Annotated in this window: 13 protein-coding genes; 11 read left to right on the top strand and 2 right to left on the bottom strand. The window is 55.1% G+C overall.

Going from position 1 to position 15,653, the window contains the following annotated elements; translation table 11 throughout:
* Window positions 1-167: 167 nt before the first annotated feature.
* A complete protein-coding gene (locus HS100_20495) occupies window positions 168-998 on the bottom strand; it encodes a DUF1684 domain-containing protein (GenBank protein MBE7436306.1) in 831 nt (276 codons plus the stop codon).
* Between the two features lie 114 nt (window positions 999-1,112).
* Between HS100_20495 and HS100_20500 the strand changes: the two genes are divergently transcribed.
* From HS100_20500 to HS100_20545, 10 genes are all read left to right on the top strand, one after another.
* Window positions 1,113-1,667, top strand: a complete 555-nt coding sequence (locus tag HS100_20500) for a dCTP deaminase (protein MBE7436307.1) — start codon at window positions 1,113-1,115, stop codon at window positions 1,665-1,667.
* 36 nt (window positions 1,668-1,703) lie between these two features.
* Entirely contained in the window at window positions 1,704-3,008 is a 1,305-nt protein-coding gene (locus tag HS100_20505; GenBank protein ID MBE7436308.1) for a GAF domain-containing protein, read from the top strand.
* A gap of 259 nt (window positions 3,009-3,267) precedes the next feature.
* Window positions 3,268-4,695, top strand: coding sequence for an alkaline phosphatase D family protein (locus tag HS100_20510; GenBank protein MBE7436309.1), 1,428 nt, complete (start codon window positions 3,268-3,270; stop codon window positions 4,693-4,695).
* 90 nt (window positions 4,696-4,785) lie between these two features.
* Window positions 4,786-5,655: a LysM peptidoglycan-binding domain-containing protein gene (locus HS100_20515; GenBank protein MBE7436310.1), complete on the top strand. Its 870-nt coding sequence runs from the start codon at window positions 4,786-4,788 to the stop codon at window positions 5,653-5,655.
* A gap of 159 nt (window positions 5,656-5,814) precedes the next feature.
* Complete coding sequence (locus HS100_20520; GenBank protein MBE7436311.1) at window positions 5,815-6,867, top strand: hypothetical protein; 1,053 nt, start codon at window positions 5,815-5,817, stop codon at window positions 6,865-6,867.
* A gap of 76 nt (window positions 6,868-6,943) precedes the next feature.
* Complete coding sequence (locus HS100_20525) at window positions 6,944-8,083, top strand: DUF2817 domain-containing protein (GenBank protein MBE7436312.1); 1,140 nt, start codon at window positions 6,944-6,946, stop codon at window positions 8,081-8,083.
* Window positions 8,084-8,483: 400 nt separating this feature from the next.
* On the top strand, window positions 8,484-8,705 hold the full coding sequence (locus tag HS100_20530; GenBank protein ID MBE7436313.1) for a hypothetical protein: 222 nt from the start codon (window positions 8,484-8,486) through the stop codon (window positions 8,703-8,705).
* 21 nt (window positions 8,706-8,726) lie between these two features.
* Window positions 8,727-11,417: a cation-translocating P-type ATPase gene (locus HS100_20535; protein ID MBE7436314.1), complete on the top strand. Its 2,691-nt coding sequence runs from the start codon at window positions 8,727-8,729 to the stop codon at window positions 11,415-11,417.
* A gap of 185 nt (window positions 11,418-11,602) precedes the next feature.
* Window positions 11,603-11,839: an amphi-Trp domain-containing protein gene (locus HS100_20540; GenBank protein MBE7436315.1), complete on the top strand. Its 237-nt coding sequence runs from the start codon at window positions 11,603-11,605 to the stop codon at window positions 11,837-11,839.
* 44 nt (window positions 11,840-11,883) lie between these two features.
* Window positions 11,884-12,231 carry a TraR/DksA family transcriptional regulator gene (locus HS100_20545; protein MBE7436316.1) on the top strand — a complete coding sequence of 116 codons (348 nt, stop codon included), beginning with the start codon at window positions 11,884-11,886 and terminating at the stop codon, window positions 12,229-12,231.
* Between the two features lie 124 nt (window positions 12,232-12,355).
* Here the strand turns inward: HS100_20545 and ggt are convergent, their stop codons facing one another.
* Window positions 12,356-13,978: a gamma-glutamyltransferase gene (ggt, locus tag HS100_20550; GenBank protein MBE7436317.1), complete on the bottom strand. Its 1,623-nt coding sequence runs from the start codon at window positions 13,976-13,978 to the stop codon at window positions 12,356-12,358.
* Between the two features lie 67 nt (window positions 13,979-14,045).
* On the opposite strand from ggt, the gene HS100_20555 reads away from it, so the two are divergent.
* Entirely contained in the window at window positions 14,046-15,653 is a 1,608-nt protein-coding gene (locus HS100_20555; GenBank protein ID MBE7436318.1) for a GMC family oxidoreductase, read from the top strand.

Here is a 15,653-nt window from a genome sequence, read left to right on the forward strand (position 1 = left end):
ACAAAAACGCCGCTCGGAGCGGCGTTTTTTATTTGCTTATTGCAAAAGCCACATTCTTACCCTACTCAAGTCAGCCTGCCCGCCGCCGGGGACTGCAGCGGAAGCACGGATGCGAACGGTCTAATTAATCAAGCCATGCAATACGCCGCGCCCCCAGGTGAGGAGAATTATGTGAACACATCACGCGGATATGTCTCTCCGGCTTTGACTTTCAATTCCATATGGTTCTGTTCGGGGGCGAAGACGCAGGTGGCAAAATCGGTGAAGGCGCAGGGCGGGTTGTAGGCCTTATTGAAGTCGAGGAACATCTTTCCGTCCGGCTCGACATCCGCAACAAGATAGCGGCCCGTCGGGTAGGTTTCGTCGTCGCTGGTCGGGTCCCGGAAGCGGAGGAAGAACGTGCCGTCGTCCTCCTTGTTGATGTCCAATTTATATTGCTTTCCCTCGAACTCGAAGGAGACAAATCCTTCCACAGGGAATTCGGCTTTTTCGCCGGTCAGGTCCGGGAAGTATGCCATCTTGGGTTTGTCATACGCGTTGAAAACCACCGGGATGCGAAAGGCTTCGTCGATGTCGTACCAGGTTCGGGCGGGGAACGAGGCGCGCTTTTTCGTCTGGTTATCCCACATGCGGATGCCCATCCGGTTTCCGCGCTGGATGACGACCATTTGAATCCCCTCGAGTTTGATGAAGCTCGGGTTTTCGGTAATGTCCGGTTGGAGGACGGCAAAATCGGTCAGTTTGTCGTCGACAATGATCCTCTGCCCGGAATTGGTTCGCAGCGAGACCGATCTGCCGTTGTATTCGAAATAACCGATCTTGTCGGGCACCCGCCGGGGAAGTTCGATCTCGTTCCCGGGGTCGGAACCGAAATGATTCCTGCCGAGTTTCAACCAGTAGAGGCCGGCGAGGGCAAGCCAGTTGTTTTCCCTGCGGATGTTTTCATTGCGTTCTTTTCGCCACCGGGCAATCATCTGGCGGTATGTCTTGTCGGGCATATTGAAAAATTATATCAAAGGAGGGCTGCATGAGCAGAGGGCTTTCGTTTTTGATAAAATGATTCATGCAGTTTCACTGCGGCAAAAGACAAAATTCACTTTAAGGAGCAGGGCATGGGTTTGAAACCCGATCATTGGATTCGAAAAATGGCGCTGGAGCAAGGCATGATCGATCCGTTCGTGGACAGGCAGGTGCGCAACGGCGTGATCTCCTACGGCGTCTCGTCGTACGGATACGACATCCGCGTGGCGAATGAGTTCAAAATCTTCACGAACGTTTTTTCGGCAACGGTGGACCCCAAACATTTCAACACGGATTCAATGGTGGATTTCAGCGGGGATGTATGCATCGTGCCGCCCAATTCGTTCGCGCTGGCACGCACGGTGGAATATTTCCGCATCCCGCGCAAGGTGCTGACGATCTGTCTGGGAAAATCCACCTATGCGCGCTGCGGGATCATCGTCAACGTCACACCGTTCGAGCCGGAATGGGAAGGGTACGTCACGCTCGAAATTTCGAACACCACACCCCTGCCCGCCAAGATATACGCCAACGAAGGGCTGGCCCAGGTGCTCTTCTTCGAAGCGGACGAGGAATGCGAGATCTCCTACGCCGACAAGAAAGGCAAGTATCAAAAACAACAGTCCATCGTCCTGCCGAAGTTGTGAAGCCCGGAAGCCGTTCCATCAACCAGGAGCAATGCCATGTCCAATATTCGTCCGGAAGATAACATCATCAATGAAATCGAGGTCCTTCAAAGGAAGATGATCCAGTCGATTGGAAGGCTGGCGGGTTCCGGCAACCCGCAAGTCACCTCCATCAACCTCGAATTAAAGGATTTCGTGCGCGAACTCGACCAGGTCCGCGAGGATTTGAAAAAACGATTCGAGAAGGACCGCGACGAAATGGAAGCGCGATTCAAGAAACAGCAGGAACGATTGGAAGCGCTCGCCGGGATCGGGGCGGTCATCAATTCCTCGCTCGATCACAAACGCGTGATGGACAAGGTGATGGATGCATTGATCGGTCTGATGAAGGCCGAACGCGGCTTTTTGATGTTGAAGGACGATCAGGGAGACTTTCAGGTACAGATCGCGCGCGACGTAAAGCACAACGTTGTCTCCAAGGACGATTTTGAGATCAGCAAAAGCATCGTCCGCCAGGTGCTCGAGAACGGGGAGGCAGTCCTGACGACCAGCGCCAAGGACGATCCGCGCTTCGGGCAGCAAGCCAGCGTGGCGGCGTTCAGCCTGCTCTCCATCCTTTGCGCGCCATTGAAGGTCAAGGATAAATTGATCGGCGTGATCTATGTGGATAACCGCGCCCAGAAGGGGATCTTCACCCGCGATGAATTGGAATTGATCTCCACCTTTGCAAACCAGGCGGCGGTGGCGATCGAGAACGCGCGGCTTTACGAGGAACTGCAAACGGCGTATCAGGCGACTCTCGAAGGCTGGGTGCGCGCGCTCGACATGCGCGACAAGGAAACGGAAGGTCACACCAAGCGGGTCACATTGCTCACCGGCGAACTCGCGCGCAGGATGGGGCTGGATGAAACCAGCCTCGTTCACATCGAACGCGGCGCGCTATTGCACGACATCGGAAAGATGGCGATCCCCGACGGGATTCTCTTGAAGCCTGCGGCTCTGACCCCGGAGGAGCGGATCCTGATCGAGAAGCACCCGGTCTACGCCTTTGAAATGCTCAGCCCGATCAAGTTCCTGCACCCGGCATTGGACATCCCCTATTGTCATCACGAAAAATGGGACGGGAGCGGGTATCCGCGCAAGTTGAGCGGAGAGACCATCCCGCTGGCGGCGAGGATCTTCGCCGTTGTCGATGTGTGGGATGCGCTCGTCTCGGACCGTCCGTACCGCAAGGGACTCGAACCCGGCGATGTAAAACAAAAACTCCGTGATGATGCGGGAAAACATTTCGATCCACAAGTTGTTGATGCGTTTTTGGGAATGGACGACCAGACCTTGAAGGCGACGGCGAAGATAAACTAAATCCCTCCAATCGCGGACAAACCTCTCCCCCGCCTCCCCTGAAGGGGAGGAGCCAAAGAGCGTATTCCAAAATATTTATTAATTTCAGAAATGCAACACAAAACGACCGCCAAATAAGCCAACTCGATTTAACCAATCGAAGAGTTTCGAATTGACGCAGCCCAACATCCCTGATGTAATTCAATAATCCCATTAACGGGCGACGCGATGGGTCGCCGCTGCAATATACCAACCACACCCTGCAATGAAAGGATACGCCATGGCAAAAATCCCTTCCCTTCTTCTCGGTCCAATCGTGGGCGGACTCAGTCATACCGGCGCGAACATTTGGGCGCGTGCGAATTCACCGGCATCGATGCAGGTCTGGCTGGCAACCCGGAGCGACTTGAAAGACGCCAAGTCCACGGGCAGGGCAGACCTTACGGCGAGGGATGGATTCTCAGGCGTCGTCAGGGTGGCCCGGCTCAAGCCGGAAACGGTTTATTACTACGCCGTCAGCCTGGGCAGGATCCGCCCGAAGCGCGAAGACTTTCACCGCTTCACCACCCTCCCCAAGCCGCGCACAAGGCGTTCCTTTTCGTTCGTCTTCGGCTCGTGCTATCTCCCGCCGGACGAGCACGGCGGCGGCACCCTCGACGAATTAATGAAGCAGGTCGAAAGCGAAAACCTGCAATTCGGTTTGTTCCTCGGCGATCAGATCTATGCCGATGATGCAAAAGGCAACGGGTTGGGCCGCATCGCGGTCACGCTCGACGATTACCGCCGCGTCTACGAATACACCTGGTCGCGCCCGGCCATGAAGTCGCTCCTGCCGAACCTGCCGCTGTTCATGACCCTCGACGATCATGAAGTTGACGACGACTGGCATTGGCGCGACTCCGCCAGGCAATGGGCGGACATCCCCCGGCATAACAAATTCCTGCGCTGGTTGAAAGGCGTCCCGCCGCAACAGCGTCACCTGTACCCGGGCCGCATCCGCGCCGCGCTCAAAGCCTACCAGGAACACCAGGGCATGCACTCGCCGGACCCTTTGATTCCCCTGCAAGCGGATGAGGAGGGGAAATACAATTTCCATGCGGAAATGGAAGGCTCGCTCGCCTATTCGTTCACCTGCGGCGGCGCGGCTTTCTTCGTGACCGATACGCGAACGATGCGCGTGAAAGGTCGGGAGCGGTCCCTGCTGAGCGAAGGTCAATGGAGGGCATTGCAGGAGTGGCTGTTGAAGGTCAACCAGCAATATCCTGTAAAATTCCTGGTCTCGTCGGGCTCGATCCTCTATCCCTTCTGGCTCGATATCACCCAGGACCGCTGGTCTGGCTTCCCGGCCGAGCGTGAACGCCTGCTAGAATTCCTGGCGGTCAACGAGATCGAAGGAGTCCGCATCCTGACAGGGGATCTGCATGCGGCTCATGCCGTCTCCGCGGAACTCAACTGTCCAAGCGGACGCCGCATTCCCATCTGGGAGTTCTGCGCCACCCCGTTCGAGCAATCGTCGTTTTTCATCAGCAATTCGTATCATCCGATCTTCTCGAAATGGATCGGGAGGCAAAAGAAACTCTTCCGCCAGGCGGGACAAAATTTTGGCATCGTCCGTGTGGATTTCGACTCATCGCCGCCGCGGGTCACGTATTCGCTGCGGTTCAACAAGGATGGGTGGCGATCCCGCGATCCCGTAGTAACCTATTGAGATGTCATGCGTTTGCAAGCAATTTGCCTTGAGGTGCGATTGCAAAGAGAGTCGTTTTGACTTATCATTGCCATGTGCAAGGAGGCTGTGATGTCCCGTAAACCTTTGATTCTGCCAACCCTGGTTTTCCTGATAATGCTCGCAGCGCTGATTCCATTCCAGGTCCACGCGGGAGGCGTGTGCGGCGGTGCGTATACCGTCGAAAGCGGAGATACCGTCGAGAAACTGGCGGCGATGTGCGGAACGACGGCATCGGCCATTTTTGCGGCGAATCCCGGGTTGAAGGAACCGCTTGCCGCTGGGCAGGTGATCACAATTCCCGGTCTGAACTATGGGGTGACAGTAACGCTGACCCCAATCGTCACGCCGACACCGGTCACGGTTACTCCGACGCCCGTAACAGTGGTGAACAATTACTACTACACTTACAACTACTACACATCCAATATCTCTTCTCCCGACGCCGTCGTGAACGGCTCGTATATCGTCCAACCGGGCGATACTTTTGCAGGAATCGCCTACAGCTTCGGCGTTTCGATCAACGACCTGTGGGCGGCGAATCCATACATCATCGACATCAACATACTTTACGTCGGGCAGGTTCTGAATATCCCCTTCTGGTACGTTCCCTACCCGGGCTCAGTCCCGGTTGCCGTAACGGATGAGCCGAAACCGATTTCCTATCCGGGAGACATCCCAAAGAACGCGCCTGACGGCACCGTGCGCCTCGTGAACAAATCGGGCGGTGAGGTGTACATCTCCCTGCGCACCTCCCGGGCTGATGGGACGAATGCCATCAACGAATATCCAGTCGATGGAACAGTGGTGGCAGGCATCCCGGCAGGCTGGATCGATTACGTTGCCTGGGTGGGGGGAATAAAATTCACCGGCGGTTTCAAGTTGAACGAGGATGCCATTCACACGATCACATTCAACAGAAGCAAAGTGGTCGTGGATTAATTCGTAGCAAACCAGCATGTGACCCGCCCGGTGTTCTGATACACTTGACGGGTCATTTTGATTTAAACCGCAGATGAACACAGATAAATAGGACGGGTTGATCCAATAAATTAAATTCATCTGTGTCTATCTGTGGTGAATCTTCTAAAAGGAGAACGTATGTCCAACCACCCCATTCCCATCATCGAAGCGCGCGGAACGTACCGCGAAGTGGGCAGGCAGATCGGCGGGCAATGTAAATCCCACATCGCAAAGATGATGAGTCAACTGCGTGAGAGTTTGCCCCCGGGCAAAACCTGGGACATGCTCGTGAACGAAAGCCGCATCTATCAAACCCACGGCCGCGCCGTTTACCCGCAATACATGGACGAACTTGAAGGCATCGCCGAAGCCGCAGGTGTTCCGTTCGACGAACTTTTCATATCGATGCTGGAAGAACTCTGGGAAACCCCGCCCTATGGCAAAGGCTGCACCGACATGGCAGCCCGCGGACGCGCCACTCTCGACGGCACCACCCTCATTGCGCACACCAACGACCTCTCCGCCAAGACCGAAGAAGACCTGGTCATTCTCAAAGTGCAGGCAGGCGATGAGCCGGAGTTCATCGGCGTTTCGGCGGGCGGAGTTGGAATCAGCGCGGGCTACAACGCAGCGAAGATCAGCCTCACCGGCAACCAACTCAACAGCAACGACGTCCGCCACGGCGTGCCGCGACTTCTAATCGTGCGCGCCATTCTCGGGGCGAAGACTCTGAGCGAAGCGATGGATGCCTGTCTGCTCAAGGAACGCGCGTCGAGTTATAACAACGTACTTGCCGATGGCACGGGCGAAGTTTATTCGATGGAAGGCAGCGCCACCGACCTCGAAGCAATCTACATCGAAAAGGATTATCTGGCGCACGCAAATCATTACACCCATCCTGCCATGCGCCGCTTCGAACTGGACCGGAGCACGATCGCCAACTCGATCATCCGCCACAACCGAGCCGAGTACCTGCTCAAAGAGAATTACGGCAAATTGACGCCCGAACTGTTCAAGCAACTGCTCGCCGACCACGGCGGGTATCCCACTTCGATTTGCAAACACGGATTCAACAGCGTGACCGTCTTTAGCATCATCGTCCAGGTGGAAACGCTCACCGCCTGGATCGGGCGCGGGCATCCGTGCGAGACGGTTTATACGGAATACAAGTTGGAACCGTATCAAAAGTAATGACAATGGACCACGGACGATGGACGATGGAAGTTCGTCTGTCGTCAATGGTCTATCGTCCATCGTCAGGAAAATCATGACCACCAACATCTCCCTCTTCCCCACCACATATGAATCCTCCCGCGAGCGATTCCGCGGATATTTGTCCGCCATTCAAAAAATGTGGAACAAGGCGGCTTTGCAACAACATGCCATGACCTACGACAACAGCCTGACCATCGACTGGATCTACTCCCCCGCAGCAGAAAAGAACGAGAAGGTCCTCGTCTTCACCACGGGCGAACACGGCGTGGAATGTTATGTCGGTTCGGCAATGATGCACAAATTCGTGGAAGAGTACCTGCCAAAGCTCGACCCGCGCACGACGGGCATTCTGCTTGTGCATGCCATCAACCCGTGGGGCATGAAAAATCATCGCCGCGGCAACCGCGACAACATCGACCTGAACCGTACCTTCATGCTCGACCCGCTCTTCGATTCGACATTCAATCCTGCCTACGACAGGATTCACGGATTTCTAAACCCGGCGGGGAAACTCACGAATACGTTCTTCAACAATCTCGCATATTTGTTCAGTTTGATCTGGCACGTATCCAGCATGGGGATGAAGAATTTCCGCAATGCGTTACTGCTCGGACAGTACCGGCATTCCAATGGATTGTATTACGGCGGCAGGGACATGCCCGAAGAGACGCGCACGATCATGGAATTGTACAAAATAGCATTACATGACTACGCGCAAGTCTTGCACCTCGACATGCACACCGGCTACGGTCCGCGGTACCAGATGAGTTTGGTCAATTCAGCATTGGATAATAACCCATCGAATTACTTTGAAGACCGCTTCGACTATCCGCTCGTGGTCGCCGCCACTGCAGACGAGTTTTACGCCATTCGCGGCGACATGATCGATTACATCTACGCCTTGAAGCAGCGCGACTATCCCACCAAGCGACTGTACGCCACATCGTTTGAATTCGGCACTCTCGGCGACACGCTCTACGGCTTATTCCAAAGTCCGCGGGTGATGATCCACGAGAACCGCGCCTACTGGCATGGAACGAGTAATGAACAAGTCCACGCCGATGCCAAACGTGGATTTGAAGAACTGTTCAACCCCTCCGCAGCCGATTGGAAGGAGAAAGCCGTCAAAGATGCAGAGCAGGCGTTCGAGGGGATTTTGAAGGCGGAAGGATACATCCAACCATCAGCGTGATTTTCGAAGGGAGTGTCTAACATCCGACACATCAGAATATCGCTGCGAGAAGGGCGGCAGCCCGACGTCTGTCCTGAGCCTGCCGAGGGGAAGCAATCTTCCCCTGGAATCCGGGATTGCTTCGCCCCATCGGACTCGCCATGACATTTCCAATATTTGATATTGGACCCTCCCTTTTCGAAAATGTAATTGACACATCCGAACTTCCGCTGTAAACTTTAATTACTCCGATGGGGAGTAGCCCCCGAACTGGTTTCGGGCCCGGCAGTCGTCAATACGGAAAGAGATTTCCCGGCTGAACGGACTAAAGCGCAAGACCATCGCCTGATAGGCGGTGGTCTTTTTCTTTTCCACCGCCCCCATATCTGATTTGTTCAACCAAACAGAAAGGAGTACCCCAATGCCTGCCAATGCAAACTCCGCCCTGCGGAAATATTGGAAACCCGCCCTTGCCACCAGCGCAGGCGGCACGTCCATCGTCATCTGGTTCGAAGAGATCATTCTCTTCGGGCTGGATATCCTTGCCGTGTTCGCCATTTTCCTGCTGGCAGCTCCGATCTATCTTTTCAACCATTTCGTTTTCAAAGCGGCTACCCCAACGCTTAAAGACAAAACAAAATAACAAGGAGCTCCACAATCATTTATGGAACAAAATAATCTCTGGCATACACGGTCCACGGACCAGGTGTATGCCCAACTCAACAGCGCAGAAACAGGCTTGAGCGCGAAGGAAGCGGATGCGCGTCTGGCAAAGTATGGTCCGAACGAGATCCAGGCGGCGCATCGCATATCCCCCTGGGAGATCCTGTTCGAGCAATTTAAAAATGTCCTGATCCTGATCCTGCTCGGCGCTACAGCGATTTCGTTTTTTCTCGGGCACGGCGTGGAGTCGATCGTCATCGCCATCATCGTGCTCTTTGCAGTTGGGCTCGGCTTCATCCAGGAATATCGCGCCGAACGCGCCATCGATGCGTTGCGCCAGATGGCGGCACCGACCGCCACCGTCCTTCGCGACGGCATCGATGTGAAAGTGCCCGCGCGCGAAGTGGTGCCCGGCGACGTGGTCATATTGCACACGGGCGACCGCATCCCCGCAGACGGGCGAATCATCGAATCGATAAATTTACAAATCGAAGAAGCGGCACTGACCGGCGAATCGGTCCCCGTCGAAAAACACACCGACGCGCTTCCAACTCAAGAGATGCCCGTTGGCGACCGCAAGAACATGGTCTACGCCGGGACCGCCGCCACCTACGGGCGCGGACGCGCTTTGATCGTCGCCACAGGCATGCAAACCGAATTCGGCAAGATCGCGCAGTTGTTGCAAACCGTCGAAACCAGCAGGACGCCGCTGCAACAAAACCTGGACAAGGTCGGCTCGACACTGGCGCGCGCTGCATTCATTGTCGTCGCCATCATCGTTGCGTTCGGCCTCCTGCGCGGACAGCCCTTCATCGAAATGCTCATCTTCGGCATCGCGCTAGCGGTTGCGGTTGTGCCCGAAGCCCTGCCTGCGGTCGTGACGATCTCGCTCGCCATCGGCGTGCAGAAGATGGTCAAACGCCATGCGCTCATTCGTCGTTTGCCCGCCGTGGAGACACTTGGCAGCACTTCCGTGATCTGCTCCGATAAAACCGGCACGCTCACCAAAGACGAAATGACCGTGCGCAGAATCTATGTCGGGGGCGGGGAATACAGCGTGAGCGGCTCAGGCTATTCACCGGTCGGGCATTTCTCCAACAACGGAGGCACCCCCAACGAGATCGCCGCCGAATTGAAGCACATGCTTACCGCCGCAACCCTGGCTTCGGACGCGACATTGATCAAAAATGAAACCGGAAAATCCGAGAACGATTGGGATATCAAAGGCGATCCCACCGAGGGGGCGCTCGTCGTAGCGGCAGCCAAGGCCGGGCTAAGGAAGGAGGCGCTGGAAGAAACCTACCCGCGCGTGCAGGAAATCCCATTTACATCCGAATCCAAACGGATGACCACCCTTCATAATAACGGGAAGGGTTTCGTCGCATATACCAAGGGCGCGCCGGAGATCATTTTGGAAAATTGCGACTCGATCCTCACGATGAACGGCGTGAAGAGATTGGACGACACATCCCGCAGACAGGTGCTGGACACTGCGCAGAATTTCGCAAGCCAGGCATTGCGCGTGCTTGCCGTCGCTTCCAAACCGGATGCAGTGCTTGAATCTGCCCAAACCGGTATGACCTTCCTCGGGCTGGCTGGCATGATCGACCCGCCGCGCCCCGAAGCCAGGGAGGCGATCGCGGTCTGTGAAAGCGCGGGCATTCGCCCTGTGATGATCACGGGCGACCATCCGCTCACGGCGCAGGCAGTGGCGCGCGAACTCGGCTTGCTCAAGAACGGACGCGTTGTCACCGGCGCAGAACTCGATGATATTTCCGATGAAGATTTCAAACGTGAAGTCGAAACCATCGACGTATATGCGCGTGTTTCCCCTGCTCACAAACTGCGCGTGGTGACGGCGCTGCAAGCCAACGAGCACATCGTTGCCATGACCGGTGACGGCGTGAACGACGCGCCAGCCCTTAAGAAAGCGGACATCGGCATAGCAATGGGCATCACCGGCACAGACGTCACCAAGGAAGCTGCCGCGATGAACCTGACCGACGATAATTTCGCCTCCATCGTTGCGGCAGTGGAGGAAGGTCGCGGTGTGTTCGGCAACATCAAGAAATATTTGATGTTCCTTCTCTCTTCGAATATCGGTGAGATTACACTGATGGCTGCCGCAACCCTGCTGGGACTGCCGCTGCCTTTGACCGCCGTTCAGATCTTGTACGTCAACCTTGCCACCGATGGTCTGCCCGCGCTGGCTCTGGCAGTAGACCCACCCGATTCAGATATCATGCGCCGCAAACCGCGCAATCCGCGCACAGGCATTTTCACCCGTCCGGTGAAATGGATACTGGGCATTGCCGGGCTTTGGTCTGGCTTCGTGAATATCAGCCTGTTCATTTGGGCGACGAATTCCGGTCGCAGCATCGAAGAGGCGATGACGATGACATTTATGTCACTGGTTGTCATCCAGTTCTTCAAGGCGTACAACCATCGTTCGGAGCATCGCTCTGTATTCGAGCGACCATTCCGAAATAAATGGTTGAACCTTGCCATTCTGTGGGAATTCCTGCTGCTGCTATTGATCGTGTATCTGCCATTCCTGCACGAACCGTTCGACACCTACAGCCTGCCGCTGATAGATTGGGTGATCATCTTTGCAGTCGCAGCCTCCATCACCCCCGTACTGGAACTGGTCAAGTGGTTCATCCGTAAAGGCTGGCTTGGAGCAATGGAGTAACCTGAATCATGCTTTAGCGCCCGCCCGCATGGACAAAAGGAGAAAAATTGAAACTTCAACTCATATTTCTTCTCATGGACATTTTCATCCTCCTTGCCTATGCGTATCTTTGGCTGAAAACCAACGTTGTACGCGCCATGTGGAAACGCTTGAAACTGCCAGATCAGGATCAATAGAGATTACAAATGGCAAAGCAAAGAAAAAAACATAAACGCGATATCGAGAAGAACTACCCTGTAGACCAGTTCGTCAAAAAACTGCGCCGCCTTGCCGACTGCCTCGAACAGGGACAGAAATTTCGGATCCAGGTAGCAGGGGAGCGTATCTCGATCCCCGCGACGGTCGTCATCAACATCGAACATGAGCGCGGTGCCTCCACCGAAGAAGTGGAATTTCAACTCAGGTGGTTGCATAAAAAATAAGTCGAACCGTTTTACCTATTATGCGTGACGGAAAGGAGCATGAAATGACAAAAATAGATTTGGCAGCGATTCGCAATACCCTCGCCGTTGAAATCGAAACCATCACCGCCAACATTCAGAGTGAACAGGATAATCTCCATGTCAACTCCGAACCAAATCCGGATCTGTTGGATCTGGCAGAAACATGTGCGCGTCAGAGTATCGCTCTGGACTGGCTGGCGAAACTGGAGCAACGTTTGGGTCAGGTGACGATCGCAATGAAGCGGCTGGATGAGGGACTTTATGGGATTTGCGAAAAATGCGGCGATGTTATCAACCCCGCCCGGCTGGAAGCCATGCCGCACGCCATACGGTGTGTGACATGTCAGGAGCGCCTTGAGCGCGTGAGGTGACCCGGGTGTGCCCCTGTGTGTTCGCCTGAATAGATGAGAGGGCATTCAAGAAAGGGAGTCGACTTCCCCGTCGATGAGCGTGCAAACCCAAGTGACAGTCACCTGCGAGGTGACTGTCACTTGGTTAGAAACTTCCCGCATACCCATCCGCGCGCGGATCACTGCCGCCGCACAGCACACCTGTTTCGTTGTCGCGCAAAATTACTTGGCCTCGCCCAAACAATGCGCGTTCATATCCAAACACTTCATACAACGGATGTCCCATCTTTTGCAGGGCGTCCGTTGTTTCTTTTGGCATTCCTTCTTCGATCGCGACACGCCCGCCCGCTGACTCAGCATCGAAACAGAAGCGTGGCAGATCCAGCGCAGACTGTGGGTCTAGCCCGCCATCTTTCAACGCCGATAAAACTTGCACATGTCCCTGTGGCTGCATGAAGCCGCCCATCACCCCATACGAAGCATACAATGAATTATCTGATACACGAGTCACCATTGCCGGAATGATCGTGTGGTACGGGCGTTTATTCGGCGCAAGCGCATTGGGATGATTCGGGTCGAGGCTGAAGTTATGTCCGCGATTTTGCAGGGTGAAGCCCCAGCCCTTCGGTACAATGCCCGTACCAAAGCCCATGTAATTGCTGTTGATGAACGAACACGCATTCCCCACCCCATCCACCACGCTCAAATAGACCGTACCCGAAGCATTCACCGGCGAGCCACGTTTCGGGTCAACCGAGGCGCGTTTCAGGTCGATCAACTTGCGGCGCTCACTCGCATATTCTTTCGAGAGCAATTCCTGCATCGGGATCATCAAGAAAGCGGGGTCACTCACATACCATTTCGCATCGGCAAACGCGAGGCGCATCGCTTCGATCATCAGGTGCATTTTTTCGGTCGAGAGCAAATCCATTGAAGCCAGGTCAAAGCCTTCTAGGATGTTCAACGCGATGAGCGCTGTGATGCCCTGTCCATTCGGCGGACATTCATACACGCGCAACCCGCGATAATCAACGGATATGGGACTCTCCCACGTGGACACATGCACCGCGAGGTCTTCAGCGGACATACATCCGCCCGCCTCTTTAATCACGGCGACAATTGATTCTGCAACCGAGCCTTGGTAAAAGCCGAGAGCGCCCCGCTCCGCGACGAGTTTGAACGTGCGCGCCAAGCCGGGGTTCCGAAAGATTTCACCCGCCTTCGGCGCACGCCCATCAATGGTCAACTCATGCCCATTCAACGCGGACTTCAACTGTCGCTCCGCGCCGCGCGCCCAAAAGTGGGCCGTGAGCGGCGCGACGGGAAAGCCTTCATCCGCGAGTCGAATCGCAGGCGCGAGGATTTCCGTCAGCGAGAGCGAGCCGTGTTTTGCAATTAAGTCACACCAACCCGCACACGCCCCAGGGACAGTGACCGTATGCGGATGAAACGGCGGCAGCGTAGATAAACCTTCCTTCTTTAGCCGATCAAGCGTCAGCGCGGACGAGGCGCGCCCCGATCCGTTCAGCGCAGTCACTTGCTGAGTCTGCGCGTCAAAATACAAGGCGAACATATCCCCGCCAATCCCCGTGGAAGTTGGCTCAGTGACGTTGAGCGCGGCAGCAGCAGCCACAGCCGCATCGGCGGCATTGCCACCCTTGGAAAGCACCTCAAGCCCCGCAGCAGTAGCCAGCGGCTGCGAGGTGGCGACAATTCCGCGTTTACTATAAACAGGTGACCGATGTGAATTGAAATTTGAGAGGGTCATGATTGCCTCGTTTTCACCAATATGCCTAAAGTATAATTCAACAAAACTTTCAAGCGGACAATATGGCATGAGCGAAAAAGCATATGATTACGTCATCATCGGCTCGGGATTCGGGGGGAGCGTTTCGGCAATGCGGCTCACAGAGAAAGGCTATTCGGTGCTGGTTCTCGAGCGCGGCAAGCGCTTCGAAGATAAGGACTTCCCAAAATCCAATTGGAATCTACCGAAATATCTATGGCTTCCCGCCTTGCGTTTCCACGGCTTCTTCGAAATGACCTTTATGAACGGTCTGCTCGCCTTTCACGGCAGCGGTGTGGGCGGAGGGAGTCTTGTGTATGGCAATGTTCTTATCGAACCCGATGACCATCTGTTCGAATCGCCTTCCTGGAGTCATCTCAACGACTGGAAGAAGGAACTCCAGCCGTACTATGACACCGCACGCAAAATGCTGGGGGTGGCGAAAAATCCGCGCCTCTTCCCCGCGGACGATGTATGCAAACAGATCGCTGATTCGTTCGGCTACGGTCATACGTTCGAAGCGCTTCCGGTAGGCGTGTTCTTTGGCGAGGAAAATAGAACCGTCCCTGATCCGTATTTCGGCGGTGCGGGACCCGAACGCACAGGCTGCACCTTTTGCGGCGGATGCATGGCAGGCTGCCGTTACGGCGCGAAGAACACGCTGGTGAAAAACTATCTCTACTTTGCCGAAAAGAACGGGGCAAAAGTGATTCCCGAAGTGAAAGCGCGGGATATCAAACCGCTTCCCCCCGGACAAGCCGACGGCGCGCGCTATGAGATCATTTATTCTTCGGCAACGGCTTTCTTTTACAAACCCCAAAAAACAATTCGCGCGCGCAATGTCATCGTTTCTGCCGGGACGATCGGCACACTCGAACTTCTCTTCCGCTGCCGTGACGTGACAAAGTCGCTCAGCCGCATCTCCCTGCACCTCGGCGACCGCGTGCGCACCAACAGCGAAAACATCCTCGGCGTTACCGCGCGCAAACAGGATACGGATTTCTCAAAGGGCATCGCCATCACATCCATCTTCAATGCTGATAAAGTGACCCGCGTCGAACCGGTCCGTTTTGCAGACGGGCAGGACTTCAACCGGGTGATGACGGCGCCTCTCATCACAGGCACAAATAATATTTTCCTGCGTCTGATCAAAACGGTTTTGAATATCATCGCCCATCCCTGGGACTTTCTCTACAGCAAATTCTTTTCGCGCTGGGCGCGTTTTTCCACGATCCTGCTCGTCATGCAAACCGAAGAAAACCTTACCCGCATACGTCTCGGGCGCAGCTTCTTCACATTCGGGCGCAAAGGACTTGTCATTCACAACGAAAAAGAGCACAGTGCCGAAAGCCTGCCACTCGCTCATGAGATCACCCGCACCTTTGCGGAAAAGGTAAACGGCATTCCAGCCACGGTCTTCACCGACAGCCTCCTGAATTTTCCCTCGACCGCGCACCTGATGGGCGGCGTGCCATTTGGACGCGATGAAACCGAAGGCGTGATCGACCTGAATTTCGAAGTCTTCAACCATCCCGGTCTTTACGTGATCGACGGTTCCGTCATGCCGGCCAACCCGGGCGTGAACCCCTCATTGACGATCACCGCTTTGGCGGAATATGCGATGAGCAAGGTGAAAAGAAAAGACGATAGCCCATAG

Source organism: Anaerolineales bacterium, assembly GCA_015075725.1.
In the GTDB taxonomy this organism is placed as follows: Bacteria; Chloroflexota; Anaerolineae; order Anaerolineales; family Villigracilaceae; genus Villigracilis.